This window comes from Pseudomonas tremae (genome assembly GCF_023278125.1).
Lineage (GTDB): Bacteria > Pseudomonadota > Gammaproteobacteria > Pseudomonadales > Pseudomonadaceae > Aquipseudomonas > Aquipseudomonas tremae.
On record NZ_CP066270.1, the window covers coordinates 985,210 to 1,001,062 of the forward strand.

Annotated in this window: 17 protein-coding genes and 1 tRNA gene; 6 read left to right on the forward strand and 12 right to left on the reverse strand. The window is 59.1% G+C overall.

The window, feature by feature from the left end; all coding sequences use genetic code 11:
- Position 1: 1 nt before the first annotated feature.
- From I9H09_RS04520 to I9H09_RS04535, 4 genes are all read right to left on the reverse strand, one after another.
- Positions 2-76 (reverse strand) — tRNA-Gln (locus I9H09_RS04520).
- Between the two features lie 37 nt (positions 77-113).
- Positions 114-962 carry a 4-(cytidine 5'-diphospho)-2-C-methyl-D-erythritol kinase gene (ispE, locus tag I9H09_RS04525; RefSeq protein ID WP_122347095.1) on the reverse strand — a complete coding sequence of 283 codons (849 nt, stop codon included), beginning with the start codon at positions 960-962 and terminating at the stop codon, positions 114-116.
- Between the two features lie 2 nt (positions 963-964).
- Positions 965-1,582 carry a lipoprotein insertase outer membrane protein LolB gene (lolB, locus tag I9H09_RS04530; RefSeq protein ID WP_122347091.1) on the reverse strand — a complete coding sequence of 206 codons (618 nt, stop codon included), beginning with the start codon at positions 1,580-1,582 and terminating at the stop codon, positions 965-967.
- Positions 1,583-1,586: 4 nt separating this feature from the next.
- Complete coding sequence (locus tag I9H09_RS04535; RefSeq protein ID WP_024670116.1) at positions 1,587-3,314, reverse strand: tetratricopeptide repeat protein; 1,728 nt, start codon at positions 3,312-3,314, stop codon at positions 1,587-1,589.
- Between the two features lie 226 nt (positions 3,315-3,540).
- Here I9H09_RS04535 and hemA point away from each other — a divergent pair, with 226 nt between their 5' ends.
- The 6 genes from hemA to I9H09_RS04565 all read left to right on the forward strand — a co-directional run bounded on the left by hemA (position 3,541) and on the right by I9H09_RS04565 (position 8,938).
- Entirely contained in the window at positions 3,541-4,818 is a 1,278-nt protein-coding gene (gene hemA / locus I9H09_RS04540) for a glutamyl-tRNA reductase (RefSeq protein ID WP_005891147.1), read from the forward strand.
- Complete coding sequence (gene prfA / locus I9H09_RS04545) at positions 4,815-5,897, forward strand: peptide chain release factor 1 (protein WP_053480649.1); 1,083 nt, start codon at positions 4,815-4,817, stop codon at positions 5,895-5,897. The genes hemA and prfA overlap by 4 nt, the downstream gene beginning before the upstream one ends.
- Positions 5,898-6,731, forward strand: coding sequence for a peptide chain release factor N(5)-glutamine methyltransferase (gene prmC, locus I9H09_RS04550; protein WP_005891153.1), 834 nt, complete (start codon positions 5,898-5,900; stop codon positions 6,729-6,731).
- On the forward strand, positions 6,725-7,495 hold the full coding sequence (locus I9H09_RS04555; RefSeq protein ID WP_183142445.1) for a molybdopterin-synthase adenylyltransferase MoeB: 771 nt from the start codon (positions 6,725-6,727) through the stop codon (positions 7,493-7,495). The genes prmC and I9H09_RS04555 overlap by 7 nt, the downstream gene beginning before the upstream one ends.
- A complete protein-coding gene (gene murI, locus I9H09_RS04560) occupies positions 7,488-8,303 on the forward strand; it encodes a glutamate racemase (protein WP_054997682.1) in 816 nt (271 codons plus the stop codon). The genes I9H09_RS04555 and murI overlap by 8 nt, the downstream gene beginning before the upstream one ends.
- A 116-nt stretch (positions 8,304-8,419) precedes the next feature.
- Complete coding sequence (locus I9H09_RS04565; protein WP_005891163.1) at positions 8,420-8,938, forward strand: acyloxyacyl hydrolase; 519 nt, start codon at positions 8,420-8,422, stop codon at positions 8,936-8,938.
- A 138-nt stretch (positions 8,939-9,076) separates the two neighbouring features.
- Here I9H09_RS04565 and I9H09_RS04570 read toward each other — a convergent pair whose 3' ends face one another.
- From I9H09_RS04570 to phrB, 8 genes are read right to left on the reverse strand one after another with little or no spacing between them, the layout of a single operon-like run.
- The gene (locus I9H09_RS04570; protein ID WP_032618548.1) at positions 9,077-9,391 is read right to left on the reverse strand and encodes a YkgJ family cysteine cluster protein; all 315 of its coding nucleotides are present in this window, start codon (positions 9,389-9,391) and stop codon (positions 9,077-9,079) included.
- Positions 9,388-9,909 carry a DUF2878 domain-containing protein gene (locus tag I9H09_RS04575; RefSeq protein ID WP_053480651.1) on the reverse strand — a complete coding sequence of 174 codons (522 nt, stop codon included), beginning with the start codon at positions 9,907-9,909 and terminating at the stop codon, positions 9,388-9,390. The genes I9H09_RS04570 and I9H09_RS04575 overlap by 4 nt, the downstream gene beginning before the upstream one ends.
- Positions 9,902-11,170 carry an SAM-dependent methyltransferase gene (locus I9H09_RS04580; protein WP_053480652.1) on the reverse strand — a complete coding sequence of 423 codons (1,269 nt, stop codon included), beginning with the start codon at positions 11,168-11,170 and terminating at the stop codon, positions 9,902-9,904. Before I9H09_RS04580 ends, I9H09_RS04575 begins: the two co-directional genes overlap by 8 nt.
- Positions 11,157-11,957, reverse strand: coding sequence for a DUF1365 domain-containing protein (locus I9H09_RS04585; RefSeq protein ID WP_024690451.1), 801 nt, complete (start codon positions 11,955-11,957; stop codon positions 11,157-11,159). The genes I9H09_RS04580 and I9H09_RS04585 overlap by 14 nt, the downstream gene beginning before the upstream one ends.
- Entirely contained in the window at positions 11,954-13,201 is a 1,248-nt protein-coding gene (locus I9H09_RS04590) for an NAD(P)/FAD-dependent oxidoreductase (RefSeq protein ID WP_005891178.1), read from the reverse strand. The genes I9H09_RS04585 and I9H09_RS04590 overlap by 4 nt, the downstream gene beginning before the upstream one ends.
- On the reverse strand, positions 13,198-13,986 hold the full coding sequence (locus I9H09_RS04595; protein ID WP_053931895.1) for an SDR family NAD(P)-dependent oxidoreductase: 789 nt from the start codon (positions 13,984-13,986) through the stop codon (positions 13,198-13,200). Before I9H09_RS04595 ends, I9H09_RS04590 begins: the two co-directional genes overlap by 4 nt.
- Positions 13,983-14,405: a nuclear transport factor 2 family protein gene (locus I9H09_RS04600; protein WP_005891187.1), complete on the reverse strand. Its 423-nt coding sequence runs from the start codon at positions 14,403-14,405 to the stop codon at positions 13,983-13,985. The genes I9H09_RS04595 and I9H09_RS04600 overlap by 4 nt, the downstream gene beginning before the upstream one ends.
- Positions 14,398-15,846, reverse strand: coding sequence for a deoxyribodipyrimidine photo-lyase (gene phrB / locus I9H09_RS04605; protein ID WP_054997683.1), 1,449 nt, complete (start codon positions 15,844-15,846; stop codon positions 14,398-14,400). The genes I9H09_RS04600 and phrB overlap by 8 nt, the downstream gene beginning before the upstream one ends.
- Positions 15,847-15,853 lie beyond the last annotated feature (7 nt).

Consider the following 15,853-nt stretch of genomic DNA (forward strand, 5'->3'; position numbering starts at 1 on the left):
ATGGCAGGGGCGGCTGGATTCGAACCAACGCATGGCAGGATCAAAACCTGCTGCCTTACCGCTTGGCGACGCCCCTGTATTGAATCAATCGAGTGCTTGACACTCAATTCCTGTTACAGAATCTGTAGCTTGCGATGCAACATCGAGATGTTACTTCCTTTCGCTACGAACCCCGTAAGGGTCTCTGTAAGAAGGGCCGAGACTTTATCAGCTTCAGCTTTGTTTGGGAAGGCCCCAAACACACAACTTCCAGTTCCGGTTAATTTTGCTTCGGTAAAATTACCTAACAAATTCAAAGCGTTACGTACTTCCGGGTAACGCCTCTCTACAACCACCTTACAGTCATTTCGACTGTTTCCCTTGGGAACGGGGCGCACTTTAATGGGCGGCGTGTCGCGTGTCAACAACGGATCTGAAAAAATTTCTGCTGTACTTACAGCGACTTGCGGCACGAGCACCAAATACCACGGTTCTTCCGGGTTTTCCGGGGTCAGGATTTCACCGATACCCTCAGCAAATGCTGCGCGGCCACGCACAAAAACCGGCACGTCGGCACCCAGTGTCAGGCCCAGCGCGGCAAGACGATCTTCATCCCAGCCCAGTTGCCACAAATGATTCAGGCCGAGCAGGGTAGTGGCTGCATCGGAACTGCCGCCACCGATGCCGCCGCCCATGGGCAGGCGTTTTTCCAGCCAGATATCCATGCCCAGCGTACAGCCGGACTGTTGTTGCAATGCGCGGGCGGCTTTGACGATCAGATTGCTGTCATGCGGAACACCGGGGACCTCAGTCTGCAGGCGGATTTCACCGTCTTCACGGATTGCAAAACCCAGTTCGTCGCCGTAGTCGAGAAACTGAAACAGGGTTTGCAATTCATGGTAACCGTCGGGGCGGCGGCCGAGGATGTGCAGCATCAGGTTCAGCTTTGCCGGAGCCGGCAAAACCAGTTGTGGCGCGCTCATGATCATTGCCCCAGCTTGCGGGGCTGCCAGTCCTTGATGACCAGCGTGACGTCGAGATCCTGGCCGTGCAGCTTGACCCGTTCCGGCAGCCAGTAGCCGTTCTGCTCGACGTAGCTCAGGTATTCCACCTGCCAGCCATCCTGATCGAGACTGGCCAGGCGGCTGTCGCCATCCAGCGTCACGCTGCTTTTGCTGTCGGGGGCGGGCAGGCCGCGTACCCACCATACAAGGTGCGATACCGGCAATTTCCAGCCCAGTTGATCTTGCAGGAGAGTTTCTGGCGTAGTGGCCTCATAGCGACCCTGATTGGCCACTTCGAGCACTACCGCGCCCGGCCTGCCGGTCAGGCGCGCAGCACCTCTACCCAGCGGGCCTGACAGGCGGATGTCGTAGTAGTCCTGGCGTTGCAGCCAGAACAGCGTGCCGCTGCCGGAATCCTTTGGTGCGCGGATGCCTACCTTGCCGTTGATCTGCCAGCCGTCAAGGTTGGTCAGTTGCTGTTTGTGTTCGCGCCATTGTGCAGGGTCGCCCTTGCCTTGAACGGATTCGCGAGAGGTTAGCCCGGCGCAACCGGTGAGCAGGGCAATGAGGCTGAATACGATTACGTGGCGCAAAAACATGACGTTAAAGGTTCTCTGATCCGGTCAGGCGCCGCAGAGTGCTGCGCAGGACGGTGCTGTCGGGTTGTTGTTCCAGGGCCTTGGCCCACACTTTTCGGGCTTCGCGCTGTTCGCCTTTGGCCCACAATACTTCGCCGAGGTGCGCAGCCACTTCATGATCCGGGAAGCGTTCAAGTGCCTGACGCAGATAGCGCTCGGCGTCGTCCAGATTGCCCATGCGGTAGTTCACCCAGCCAAGGCTGTCGAGAACCGCCGGGTCATCAGGGCTGATCTGATGGGCTTTCTCGATGAGCTGACGTGCTTCGGCGTAGCGCGTTGTGCGGTCGGACAAGGTATAGCCGAGCGCATTCAACGCCATGGCGTTTTCCGGCTCGCGCTTGATGATGGTTCGCAGGTCTTTTTCCATCTGCGCCAGATCGTTGCGCTTTTCAGCCAGCATGGCACGGGTATAAAGCAGATTGACGTCATCCGGATACTGCTTGAGCGCCTGCCCCAGAACCTGCCAGCCACGATCCAGCTGATCATTGCTGGTCAGCGTCTCGGCTTCGATCAGGTAAAGCTGTATCGCATAGTCGGGCTCTTCGGCCCGCGCTTCGGACAGGCGTTTGGCCGCTTCGGCACCGTTGCCGTTGCTGACCAGAATATCGGCCTGGCGCAATTGCGCGGCAAGGTAGTCGGGACCAGGTCCGACCTGAGCGTATTCGTTGAGTGCGCTTTGCGGGTCTTCGCGCTCTTCGTGAATGCGACCCAGGTTCAGGTGCGCGGAGTCCACGTGGGCGCCGCGCTCGATCAACTCTTCAAGATAACCCGCGGCCTCATCCCAGGCCTTGGCTTCCAGGCAGACCAGTGCCAGCGAAAAGCGCAGTTCGTCGTCATCGGGGTACTGCTTGAGCAGGGAGGAGAACTGCACTTTGGCGTCTTCCATGCGGTTCTGCTCGACGAGCATGCGTGCATATGTCAGGCGCAGGCGCTTGTCGTCCGGGTATTTCTTGATGCTTTTTTCCAGCAGGGGCACTGCTTCCTTGCCGCGGTTCATGCTTTGCAGCAGGCGCGCGCGGAGCAGGATCGGCGCTACTTCACCTTCTTTGGGCGGGTTGTCTTCCAGCAGCTTGAGCGACTGTTCGGCGTCTCCATTCTGCTGAAGCAGCAACGCCTTGCCGAAAATCAGCTGGCTGTTGTTCGGGTATTTGCCCAGCAGACGGTCGAAGCTCTTGAGCAGACCGTTGCGTGTGTCGGAGTCGGTTTCGGCAGCTGACAGCGCCAGAAAGTCGAAATGCGTGTCGCCCTGACCTTGCAGAACCCTCTCCATGTACACCAGAGAGTCGTCGTAGCGACCGGCGCGCGCCAGCTGAATGGCCGCTGCCCGTTGCGCTTCAAGACTGGTCGGCGCGTTTTTCGCCCAGACCAGCGCGGTTTCGAGCGCCGACTGGTCGGCGCCCATGTACTCGGCGATCTGGTAGGCGCGCTCGGAAACACCCGGGTCCTGGGTCTTTATCGCCTGGGTGACGTAGTTATCCAGCGCGATGTCAAAACGATTGCGCTGGCCGGCCAGCTCCGCGCTCAACAGGCTGACCAGCGTGTCCTGAGTGAACGAGCCATAGACTTGCGGCTTGGGTTCAGGCGCTGGAGGCGCGTCTTTTTGAGCGGGCACGGGCTGCGACGAGGCGGGGCCTGTGGACTGGCAGCCGGCTAGAAAAGCAAGAGCAAGGAACAACGCGGAGGATCTATTCATATATAAGAAGGGCGGCTTACCTGCGGTGGGAGCATCATGACACAAGGCTGTCGGCAAAACCCACAGCCGTTGGAAAAACTGATGCAATGCGTGTGTTTGCTGCGCTGCGGACCCGAAAGCGCGGCCTGCAACGAGCGATTGTAGTGGGACAATAATATCCGGTGGTTGTTCTGAGCTTATCGAAGTAGGACAATTACCGGCTTCACGTCACCACCTGCGACCCTGAATGGCCTTCCTTGCACTCGGTATCAACCATAAGACCGCCTCGGTCGACGTTCGCGAGCGCGTGGCATTTACCCCCGAACAACTGGTCGAGGCGCTGCAGCAGCTCTGCCGCCTGACCGAAAGTCGTGAGGCTGCGATCCTGTCGACGTGCAACCGCAGCGAGCTGTATATCGAGCATGATCACCTCGCGGCAGACAGTATTCTGGCCTGGCTTGCCGATTACCATCACCTCAGCCTGGAAGAGCTGCGTGCCAGTGCCTATGTTCACGAGGATGATGCTGCCGTGCGCCACATGATGCGCGTGGCCTCGGGGCTGGACTCTCTGGTGCTGGGCGAGCCGCAGATTCTCGGCCAGATGAAGTCCGCGTATGCCGTTGCCCGTGAAGCCGGCACCGTCGGTCCGCTGCTAGGGCGTCTGTTTCAGGCCACGTTCAGCGCTGCCAAGCAGGTGCGTACCGATACTGCTATCGGCGAAAACCCGGTCTCGGTGGCATTTGCGGCCGTCAGTCTGGCGAAACAGATTTTCAGTGACCTGCAACGCAGTCAGGCCTTGTTGATCGGTGCGGGCGAGACCATTACTCTGGTCGCCCGACACCTGCATGACCTTGGTGTCAAGCGTATCGTGGTTGCCAACCGTACGCTGGAGCGCGCCAGCATGCTGGCCGCAGAGTTCGGTGCTCATGCCGTGCTGTTGTCGGATATTCCGGCTGAACTGGTCAACAGCGACATCGTGATCAGTTCGACAGCCAGCCAGTTGCCGATTCTTGGCAAGGGCGCGGTGGAGAGTGCGCTGAAGCTGCGCAAGCACAAGCCTATCTTCATGGTCGACATCGCTGTACCCCGCGATATCGAGCCTGAAGTGGGCGAACTGGATGACGTTTATCTCTACAGCGTCGATGATCTGCACGAAGTGGTGGCAGAGAATCTCAAGAGTCGCCAGGGCGCTGCGCTGGCTGCCGAGCAATTGGTCAGCCTGGGTGCCGACGATTTCATGTCGCGTCTGCGCGAGCTGGCAGCAGTCGATGTGTTGCGCGCGTATCGTCAGCAAAGCGAACGTCTGCGTGACGAAGAATTGAGCAAGGCACAACGCATGCTGGCCAACGGCAGCAATGCCGAAGATGTACTGGTCCAGCTGGCGCGTGGCCTGACCAACAAATTGCTGCATGCGCCTAGCGTGCAGCTCAAGAAGCTGTCTGCCGAAGGCCGCGTCGATGCGCTGGCCATGGCCCAGGAACTATTTGCCCTCGGTGAGGGCTCGACGGATAAAACCCCGCAATGAAAGCTTCACTGCTCAATAAGCTGGATGTTCTCAGCGACCGTTTCGAGGAACTGACCGCGCTGCTCGGCGACGCCGAAGTCATCAGCGATCAGACACGCTTTCGCGCCTATTCCCGTGAATACGCCGAAGTGGAGCCGGTCGTTGCGCTCTATAAACAGCTGATCAAGGTGCAAGGCGATCTTGAGGGTGCGCAGGCGTTGCTGAAGGACAGCGACCCCGACATGCGTGACATGGCCGTCGAGGAAGTCCGCGAAACCAAGCAGCAGCTGGTCGAGCTTGAGGCGCAACTGCAACGCATGCTGTTGCCCAAGGACCCGAACGACGGCCGCAACGTGTTTCTGGAAATTCGCGCCGGCACCGGTGGTGACGAGGCGGCGATTTTCTCCGGCGATCTGTTCCGCATGTATTCGCGCTATGCCGAACGACGAGGCTGGCGGGTGGAGATTCTGTCCGAAAACGAGGGCGAGCATGGCGGCTACAAGGAAGTCATCGCCCGGGTCGAAGGCGACAGTGTCTATGGCAAACTGAAGTTCGAATCAGGTGCGCATCGTGTACAGCGTGTGCCCGAGACCGAGTCCCAGGGCCGCATTCATACGTCGGCCTGTACCGTGGCGGTGCTGCCCGAGCCCGATGAGCAGCAGGCGATCGAGATCAACCCGGCCGACTTGCGCGTCGACACTTATCGCTCGTCGGGCGCCGGTGGTCAGCACGTCAACAAAACCGACTCGGCCATCCGCATTACCCACTTGCCATCGGGTATTGTCGTCGAGTGTCAGGAAGAGCGTTCGCAGCACAAGAACAGAGCCCGTGCCATGTCCTGGCTGTCTGCCAAGCTGAATGATCAGCAGACCAGCGCGGCAGCCAACGCCATTGCCAGCGAGCGCAAACTGCTCGTGGGGTCCGGTGACCGTTCCGAGCGCATACGTACTTACAATTTCCCTCAGGGGCGAGTGACTGATCACCGCGTGAATCTGACCCTGTACTCGCTGGATGAAGTGCTGGCAGGCGGAGTCGACGCAGTGATAGAGCCCCTACTCGCTGAATATCAGGCTGATCAACTTGCGGCACTGGGTGATTAAATGACCATCATCGCAAGTTTGTTGAGAAGCGCCGAGCTTCCCGAATCGCCGACTGCACGGCTCGATATCGAACTGTTACTGGCGGCAGCTCTGGGCAAACCGCGCAGTTTCCTGCACACGTGGCCCGAGCGCATTGTCAGCACCGAAGCTGCTTTGGCCTTTGCCGGTTATCTGGAGCGGCGACGCGCTGGCGAGCCGGTGGCCTACATTCTCGGTCAGCAAGGTTTCTGGAAGCTTGATCTGGAAGTCGCACCGCATACCCTGATCCCGCGTCCCGAAACCGAAATGCTGGTCGAGGCGGCACTTGAGCTGGTGCCTGCCTTTGCGTCTGCGCAGGTTCTTGATCTGGGCACCGGCACCGGCGCGATAGCACTTGCTCTGGCCAATGAGCGTCAGCAATGGAAAGTCACTGCGGTCGATCGGGTGCCCGAGGCCGTCGCGCTGGCCGAACGCAACCGCAAGCGGCTGCATCTGGACAACGCCGAGGTGCTCGACAGCAACTGGTTCAGCGCGCTGCAAGGGCGGCAGTTCGATCTGATCATCAGCAACCCTCCGTATATTGCCGATGCCGATCCGCATCTGGCTGCCGGAGATGTGCGTTTCGAGCCAAGCAGTGCATTGGTGGCCGGTTCCGACGGGCTGGATGACTTGCGTGAGATCATCCGGCAGGCGCCGACGCATCTCAATGCGGAAGGCTGGCTGCTGCTGGAACACGGCTACGATCAAGGCCCTGCGGTGCGTGAGCTGCTGATTCGCCAAGGCTTCGAGCGCATCCAGACCCGCCGCGATCTGGGCGAGCACGAGCGCATCACCTTCGGATGCAAGTTGTGCTGAGTGATCAGGAGCTGCTGCGTTACAGTCGGCAGATTCTTTTGCAGCATGTCGATATCGACGGCCAATTGCGCCTCAAACACGGTAGTGCGCTGATTGTTGGCATCGGTGGCCTTGGCTCGCCGGTTGCCCTTTATCTGGCCGCTGCAGGGGTCGGCACGCTGCATCTGGCGGACTACGACCATGTCGACATGACCAACCTGCAGCGTCAGATCATTCATGACACGCAGAGCATCGGGCTGGCCAAGGTTGACTCGGCGATGACGCGGCTCAAGGCTATCAACCCCGAAATTACCCTGGTTGCCCATCGCGAAGCTCTGGACGCCGACTCACTGAGCGCAGCAGTGGATGCTGTGGATGTGGTGCTCGACTGCTCGGATAACTTCGCCACGCGCGAGGCCGTCAATGCTGCCTGCGTTGCAGCGGGCAAGCCACTGGTCAGCGGTGCTGCCATTCGGCTTGAAGGACAGTTGTCGGTGTTCGACCCGCGCCGCGCCGAAAGTCCCTGTTACCACTGCTTGTATGGCCACGGCAGCGAAGCGGAACTGACCTGCAGCGAAGCCGGCGTCATCGGCCCGCTGGTGGGGCTGGTTGGCAGCCTTCAGGCGCTTGAAGCCCTGAAGCTGTTGGCCGGGTTTGGCGAGCCGATGGTCGGGCGCCTTTTGCTGATCGATGCCCTGAGCACCCGTTTCCGTGAGCTGAAGGTCAAGCGTGATCCGGGCTGCGGTGTGTGCGGTCTGGCGAGCGGGCAGGGCGCGCATGCCTGACGTTCATATGAGCCATGGTTGCAACGCGCCGGTCGGCATTTTCGATTCCGGTGTTGGCGGTTTGTCAGTGCTCAATGAAATCCGTCAGTCATTGCCCAATGAGTCGCTGCTGTATGTGGCGGACTGCGGGCATATTCCCTACGGCGAGAAAACTCCTGAGTTCATCATCGAGCGTTGCCTGACCATCGCCGGGTTCTTCCGTGAGCAAGGTGCCAAGGCATTGGTTGTGGCCTGCAATACTGCGACGGCTGCAGGCGTGGCGCATTTGCGGCAGCGCTATCCGGATTGGCCGATCGTGGGGATGGAACCTGCCGTCAAACCGGCTGCCGAGGCCACTCGCAGCGGCGTGGTGGGTGTACTGGCAACCACGGGCACCTTGCAGAGCGCACGGTTCGCGGCGTTGCTGGATCGCTTTGCAAGTGATGTGCGGGTGGTGACCCAGCCGTGTCCTGGCCTGGTCGAATTGATTGAAACCGGTGATCTGATAAGCCCGCAGATTCGGCAGTTGTTGCAGCATTACGTCGAGCCTTTACTGGCGGCGCAGTGCGACACCATCATTCTGGGCTGTACCCATTACCCCTTTCTCAAGCCCTTGTTGCGGGAAATGCTGCCTGAATCGGTCACGCTGATCGACACCGGGGCCGCCGTAGCACGCCAGTTACAGCGGCTGTTGTCTCGCTCCGGTCTGCTGGCCAGCGGTCCTGCGCGTGACACTTTGTATTGGTCTAGTGACATACCGGACAATTTCAGAAAAATCCTACCTTTTCTATCGCAAAGCTCCTGCAATGTGAGAAGCTTCCGTTTGTAAAAAAAATGTGAAAAAAGCGCTTTGGGGCTGAACTTACTTCTTATCGCTGGCTTCTATACGTGCGACTGACGAATTCCAATATTTTCTACAACTTCATACAATTTAGGACGTTTCTCATGAAGAGACTCTTTTGCCTGGCCGTGCTCTCGGCCCTTATGGCAGGCCAGGCTTCACTGGCGCAGGCCGACGGCGTTGAATTTTCGGTTGGGCAGACCGGCGAGTCCACAATGGCTTATCGCCTGGGCGTGCAATTCGACTGGGACAAGACCTGGCTGCAAAGCGACATCGGTCGTCTGACCGGTTACTGGGATGGCGCTTACACGTACTGGGATGGCAAGGACTATAAGGACAACCACAGCCTGTCGTTCTCCCCGGTTCTGGTCTATGAATTCGGCAACGGTAACGTCAAGCCTTACGTAGAAGCCGGTATCGGCGTCTCGGTGTTCTCGAACACTCAGGTTGAAGATCGCAAGTTCGGTTCAGCGTTCAACTTCGAAGACCGTATCGGTTTCGGTTTGCGCTTTGCAGGCGGTCACGAAGTCGGCATTCGCGCCACTCACTATTCCAACGCCGGCATCAAAGAGCCGAACGATGGTATAGAAAGCTACGCCCTGCACTACAAGATGCCGTTCTGATCGGTATATACAACTTTTGTGGGAGCGAGTCTGCTCGCGAAGAGGTCCGTGCAGCCCCGGTAACATGGGGTATTTAAATGTACGCCTTCGTGAGCAAGCTCACTCCCGCAGAAACTCATGTTCAGCCAGCAACACTGATCAAAGATAAGCCGTCGCAATCCCTTTGCGTTCATTCAGGCAGTCTTCCGCCCCGGCTTCGAATTCGCGGCAGATCAATGGTCGTTTCTCGTAGATCGTACACATCATGGTGTTGCGATCCAGTGCTGCACACCAGCCATCGTCCAGCCGTAACATGACCTCGCCACCCCATTCATCGTTATCGATGTAGCGTTCAGGCACGCCCGTGTCAGTGATCAGCATCACTTCCAGTTGGCAGCAACAGGCCGCGCAGGTCGAACAGGTGACTTCCGACTCGACGGGCACCTCTGCGAGCGGAATAAGCGTGGGGTTCAGAGCGTGTCTCCCGGGTGTCTGGCTGAAGGGCTGAGGGTTCGCGCGGCGAGCCATTGGAGCAGGGGGAATACACCTGCCCAGACCAGAGCCAGCACTATCATGCTCGGCCACAACCCGAGGGGAAGGTGGACCTGCGCCAGCTGCGAGCCGGCATAGTACGACATCGGGCCGCCAATAGCGCCCAGCACGACGGCTCGCCATACGGGTTTGGCAGTCCATGCCAGGCAATGATTGAGCGTGGTACCCATGACTGCCCACAACAACGCCAGCCACAGGGGAAGCAGATAGCCGTCGACGCCGAAGTCGAACACCCCGAGCGCCATCAGGGCACTGTCGATCACGATGCCGACCAGCGTGACCGTCAGAATCAGCCGGCCTTCCGCTGCCCAGGAGCTGATCCACAGGAAGTGAATGGCCAGCACGCCGACCGCAATCAGCAGCCAATAGCTGTTACCGCCCAATACACAGGCAAACCAGCCGATCTGGAAGAGCACGGCATTGGCGAGTGATTTAAGCATTGAAACGCCCAAGCAAGGGTTCGCGCAGTGCTTCCGGCTTGGCCAGCAGCAACTGAGCCGTACCGATCGTTCGCTCCAGAAAGCCACCTTCGCAGTAGCACAGGTAAAACTCCCAGAGGCGCAGGAAATAGTCGTCATAACCCAGTTCGGTGAGTCTGCCGTGCGCGCTCTTGAAGTTGTCGTGCCACAGGCGCAGCGTACGGGCGTAGTGCAAGCCGAAGTCTTCCATGTGCAGCAGATTCATGTCTGTGTCGCTGCCGACGATGTCGAGCATCTTCGCTACCGAGGGCAGGGCGCCACCCGGGAAGATATAGCGCTGGATGAAATCGACGTTGCGTTTGGCCTGTGCATAACGCTGCTCGCGAATAGTGATCGCCTGCAGCAGCATCATGCCGTTGCTCTTGAGCAGGTTCGCGCATTGCTTGAAGTAGGTCGGCAGAAAGCGATGGCCCACCGCTTCGATCATTTCTATGGACACCAGCTTGTCGTATTCACCGGTCAGGTCGCGGTAGTCGGTCAGCAGCAGCGTGACGCGATCCTGCAAGCCCAGCTTGATCAATTGTTGCTCGGTATAGGCAAACTGCTCTTTCGACAGTGTGGTGGTGGTCACGCGACAGCCGTAATGTTGCGCGGCGTAAATGGCCATGCTGCCCCAGCCTGTGCCGATCTCCAGCAGGTGATCAGTAGGTTTGAGGGCCAGTTTCTGGCAGATGCGCTCCAGCTTGTTCAGCTGGGCCTGTTCCAGCGTGTCGCTGTCGCTGAGGAACTGCGCCGCTGAATACATCATGGTAGGGTCGAGGAACTGCTCGAACAGCGTATTGCCCAGATCGTAATGGGCCGCAATGTTTTTCTGCGAGCCTTCGCGGGTGTTGCGGTTGAGCCAGTGCAAACCATGAATCAGCGGCCGCGTCAGGCGCGCCATGCCGCCTTCCATTGCGTCCAGCACATCCAGATTGCTGACAAACACCCGGACTACTGCGGTCAGATCCGGCGTGGTCCAGTAGCCGTGGATAAATGCCTCGCCTGCACCGATGGAGCCAGTGCTGGCGATCATGCCCCAAGCGGCGGAGTCAACGACATGCACCTCGGCCTGAATCAGCGCGCCGGTCTTGCCGAACACATGTCGCTCGCCCCTTTCAACGACCACCAACTGACCGTTGCGCAGGCTTGCGAGTTGACGCAGCACTCCGCGACGCAGAATGTTTGCCGTCAGACCATTGGTACCCAGATTGGCAGAAAAACTACTGCTACTGCTTTTCATGGTGTTGATCCTTGGATTGCGCGGCGGCTGCACGGTATTCGCCGTCGGCGGCCTGATGAGAAAAAATGGGAATGCGTTTTACCAGCAGACGCATTGCCTGCCAGTAAATCGCCAGACAGGTTTTTGCGGTCATCCATGGATAAGTGATCAGGTAGCGATGCAACGTCTGGCGGCTGAGGTCCTGACGCGTGAGATTGAGCGTGGCGTCGAACATTTTCAGGTCGCCTTGCCAGTCAGCCATGTGGACACCGATCCTCTCGCCCGGCTGGCGGAAACTCATGCGGTATTCCAGATCGCGCGGCAGAAACGGGGAAACATGAAAGGCTTTGGCCACCGCAAAGTATTGATGGCCGGCCCCGGTCGCAGGCAGGACGTAGCTGTAACGCTCGCCCCACGGCGTATTGGTGACTTCGCACAGAATCGCAGCCAGTGTGCCGTCAGCCTCGTGGCAGTAGAAAAAGCTCACCGGGTTGAACGACAGGCCCCAGCTGCGTGCTTGCGTCAGCAGGCAGACACGACCCGACGGCGTGCGGCCCAGCGCCTTGCCGACGCTCTCGCGGACGGCGTCTATGAGCGACGTGCCGTGCCCAGTCAGCTCCGGTAGATAGTCGCGTTCGCGAAACGAGAACGGCGCGAAACGTTTGCGCCCTGCCAGCGGTGAAAGCCCCAGCACGGTGTCCTGTTCGTCCAGGTCCAGGTAGAGCAGACCTATGCGATAGGTGAACTCATGGGCACGGGGCGAAAACCGTCGATGGCTGATCCAGCCGCTGTAGAGCGCGCTGTTCACAGTGTTTCACCAAAGGCTTCGGCCACCCGCAACCCGCTGACCACGCCGTCTTCGTGAAAGCCGTTGGCCCAATAGGCGCCGCAATACCAGGTGTGGCTGACGCCGTTGATGTCCTGCCAGCGCGCCTGCGCGGCTATGGCCTCAAGGCTGTATTGCGGATGCGCGTACTGATAGCTACCGAGGATTTTCGCCGGATCAATGGCTGATGTCTGGTTAAGGCTGACGCAGAACGTGGTATCGCTTTCGATGCCTTGCAGGATGTTCATGTCATAGGTGACGGCGGCCTGCTGTTGCTTTGCACCGCCAAGACGGTAGTTCCAGCTTGCCCAGGCCAGGCGGCGGTCAGGCAGCAAGCGGGTATCGGTGTGCAGCACCACGTCGTTCTCGGCATAGCGCAACGCGCCGAGGATCGACTGTTCGGCGCTGGACGGATCGCCCAGCAGTGCCAGTGCCTGATCGCTGTGACAGGCGAACACCACTTTGTCGAAACGCTCACTGCCTGCAGCACTGTGTATGGTCACGCCTTCACTGTCGCGCTCTACGCGGGTGACCGGGCACGACAGACGAATGCGATCCCGGAATGAAGCGGTCAATGGTCCTACATAGCTTCGCGAGCCGCCCTCGATCACGCACCATTGCGGACGATGCGTCACCGACAAAAGGCCGTGGTTCTTGAAGAAGCGCACGAAGAATTGCAGGGGAAAGCCGAGCATGTCGGCCAGCGACATGGACCAGATCGCGGCGCCCATGGGCACGATGTAATGATCGATGAAACGTTGGCCGTAGCCGCCGCTTTTCAGGTAGTCGCCGAGTGTGGTGTCTGCGGCGATGCGCTGCTGTTCCAGGTCATCGACCGATTGGCGGTTGAAACGCAGGATATCGCGCAGCATGCCCCAGAACCTGGGCGAAAACAGATTGCTGCGCTGGGCGAACAGACTGTTGAGGTTGTTGCCGTTGTATTCCACACCGGTGCGCGGGTCGTGCACCGAAAAGCTCATTTCAGCGGGTTTGAAACCTACGCCCAACTGACCCAGCAGGCGAATGAAATTCGGGTAGGTCCAGTCGTTGAAGACGATGAAGCCGGTATCGACAGCATAAGGACGCCCTTCGACCACTACATCCACGGTGTGGGTGTGCCCGCCGATCCAGTCGGACGATTCGAAAACCGTCACTTCGTGAGAGCGATTGAGCAGGTAGGCGCTGGTCAACCCTGAGATACCGCTGCCAATGACTGCGATTTTCATGGAGTGTCCTTATGGCCTGTCTCGCTGCGCGCCATGCGTTTGCCGATGGCCAGGCGGGCGCGTACCGGGAGCAGGGCCAGCAGACGCATGGCGAGGATGAACACAGCAGGGAAGGAGACTTCCAGCGGACGACGAGTACGGCTCAGGTTATCGGCAATGTAGCGAGCTGCCTTTTCGACCGGCCAGCGCATAGGCATCGGGAAATCGTTTTTTTGCGTCAGCGGGGTGTCGACAAAACCGGGACTGACGATCGTGACGTCGATGTTTTCGCTGGCCAGATCAATGCGCAGAGCTTCGTAAAGGTAGCGCAGGCCCGCTTTTGATGCGCCATAGGCTTCTGCCCTGGGCAGCGCCAGGAATGTCACCGCGCTGGCAACGCCCACCAGGTGTGGCTGGTTGCCGTTGCGCAACAAAGGCAGGGCTTCTTCAATGCAGTAACTGCTGGCGAGCAGGTTGGTGCGCACCACGCGCTCTACCATCGCTGCCTCGAAGTGGCGGGCGTCTATGTATTCACACGTACCGGCATTGAAGATCGCGGTGTCCAGCGCTCCCCATTCCTGCGCGATACGCTCGGCCATGGCTTTGACTTGCGAGCTGTCGGTAATGTCACCCGTGACCAGCAATACCTGCAGCGGGTGGCTGTCTGCCAGTTTCTGCAGGGGGTCCAGCGTCCTGGCGGTCAAGGCCAGTCGATGCCCGGCGTCGAGCAGCTCTTTGGCCAGCGCCAGACCGATGCCGCTGCTTGCTCCGGTCAACCAGATGCGTCGTGCAACAGGAGTGTTCATCCCAACCTCTTCTTCAGCCAATGGATGACTCGACCCATCACGGGCAGATGTTCATAGAGCAACGCGCCGGCATCGAAGTAATCCCGATGGCGGTAAACCTTGTCGCGCCACTTCAGGTGCGAGCAGCCTTCTACCCGAATCGTCCGGCCACCGGCAAGACGTGGGTGCGAGTAGCTCATGGTCCAGACCAGATAGCCCTCGCCGGGACGTACTTCGTCGAAGGCATGGAAGTCGAAATGCAGATCGTGCACGTTGGCATATAGCTGCGCGAAATAGCGCTGCATGGCCGCAAGGCCATGAATGTCATGCATCGGGTCGCTGAAGGACACATCTTCGCTGTAAAGCTCGGCCACCCGCTCAAGGTTATCCTTGTTCAGTGCGGCAAAGCCTTCGGCAAAGCTATGCAGGAATTCAGCCATTGTCGGGTCCTGCAGCAGGCTGGCGGGCTGGAAGCGCCTTGAAGGCGGCCAGGGCGCGAGCGCGGCTTTTGCTCAAGTCGACGATGGGTTTCGGGTAGTCGGCAGCGCCGAACAAACCGCCGATAGATGAAGGGTCATGCAGCTGCTTTTTGTTCAGGTCGGCCAGCTCTGGCAGCCAGCGCTTGATGAACACGCCTTCGGGGTCGAACCTTTCTGATTGCGATAGCGGATTGAAGATACGGAAATACGGGGCCGAGTCGGTGCCAGTGGAGGAACTCCATTGCCAGCCGCCATTGTTCGACGCCAGGTCGCCGTCAATCAGGTGGCGCATGAAAAAGCGCTCGCCTTCGCGCCAGTCGATCAGCAGGTTTTTAGTGAGAAACATTGCAACGACCATCCTTAGCCGATTGTGCATCCATCCGGTTTCCAGCAACTGGCGCATCGCGGCGTCGATGATCGGCAGGCCGGTGCGCGCTTCTTGCCAGGCCAGCAGTTCATCGGGCGCATCGCGCCATTTGAGAGCCTCGGTTTCTGGCCTGAAGGCGCGATGACGTGAAACCCGCGGAAAGCCCACTAACGTGTGTTTATAGAACTCCCGCCATAGTAGCTCGTTGATCCAGGTCACGGTGCCGACATCGCCAGTTTCGAACTCACCCTGATTGCTGGCCAGAGCGGCATGCAGGCACTGGCGTGGCGAAATCACTCCTGCTGCAAGATAAGCCGACAACTGGCTGGTGCCAGGTTTGGCCGGAAAATCGCGGTCGGTCTTGTAATAACTGATCTGCTCATCTGCGAAGGCAGCCATCCGGCGACTGGCTTCGGCTTCTCCTGCTGGCCACAGATCACGCAACGCTTTTGACGGCGTGGCAAAACCCTTTACCTGCTCCGGGATCGCATCGCTTTTAACCGACAGTGGCTGTTGCGCCGGCGGCGTGCGCACCAGGCGCGGCATGGCCTCGTGCAGACGGGTATAGCAGACTTTCTTGAACTGGGTGAAAACCTGAAAATAGTTACCGGTCTTGGTCAGAATGCTGCCCGGCTTGAACAGCAATTGATCCAGATGGTGGGTGACGTGAATGCCGTCTTTTTCCAGGGTCTGCTGTACCGCTTGATCACGACGGGTTTCGTTGACGCCATATTCCTGATTGAGGTGTACGCCTTCGACCTTGAGCTCTTTGCACAACGTCGACAGCACTTCGGGCACCTTATCCCAGGTGTCGGCTTCGCGGATCAGCAGCGGCACATTCAGTTTGCCAAGCGCTTTTTCAAGTTCCACCAGATTGCGCAGCCAGAAATCCACTTTGCAATCGGCGTCGTCGTGGCTGCGCCACTGCGCCGGGCTGAGCAGGTACACCGCCAGCGTCGGGCCCCGCTGCAGGGCGGCCGTCAGGGCAGTGTTGTCGTGAACGCGCAGGTCGCTGCGCAGCCAGATCAGTTGCATGGGAAGT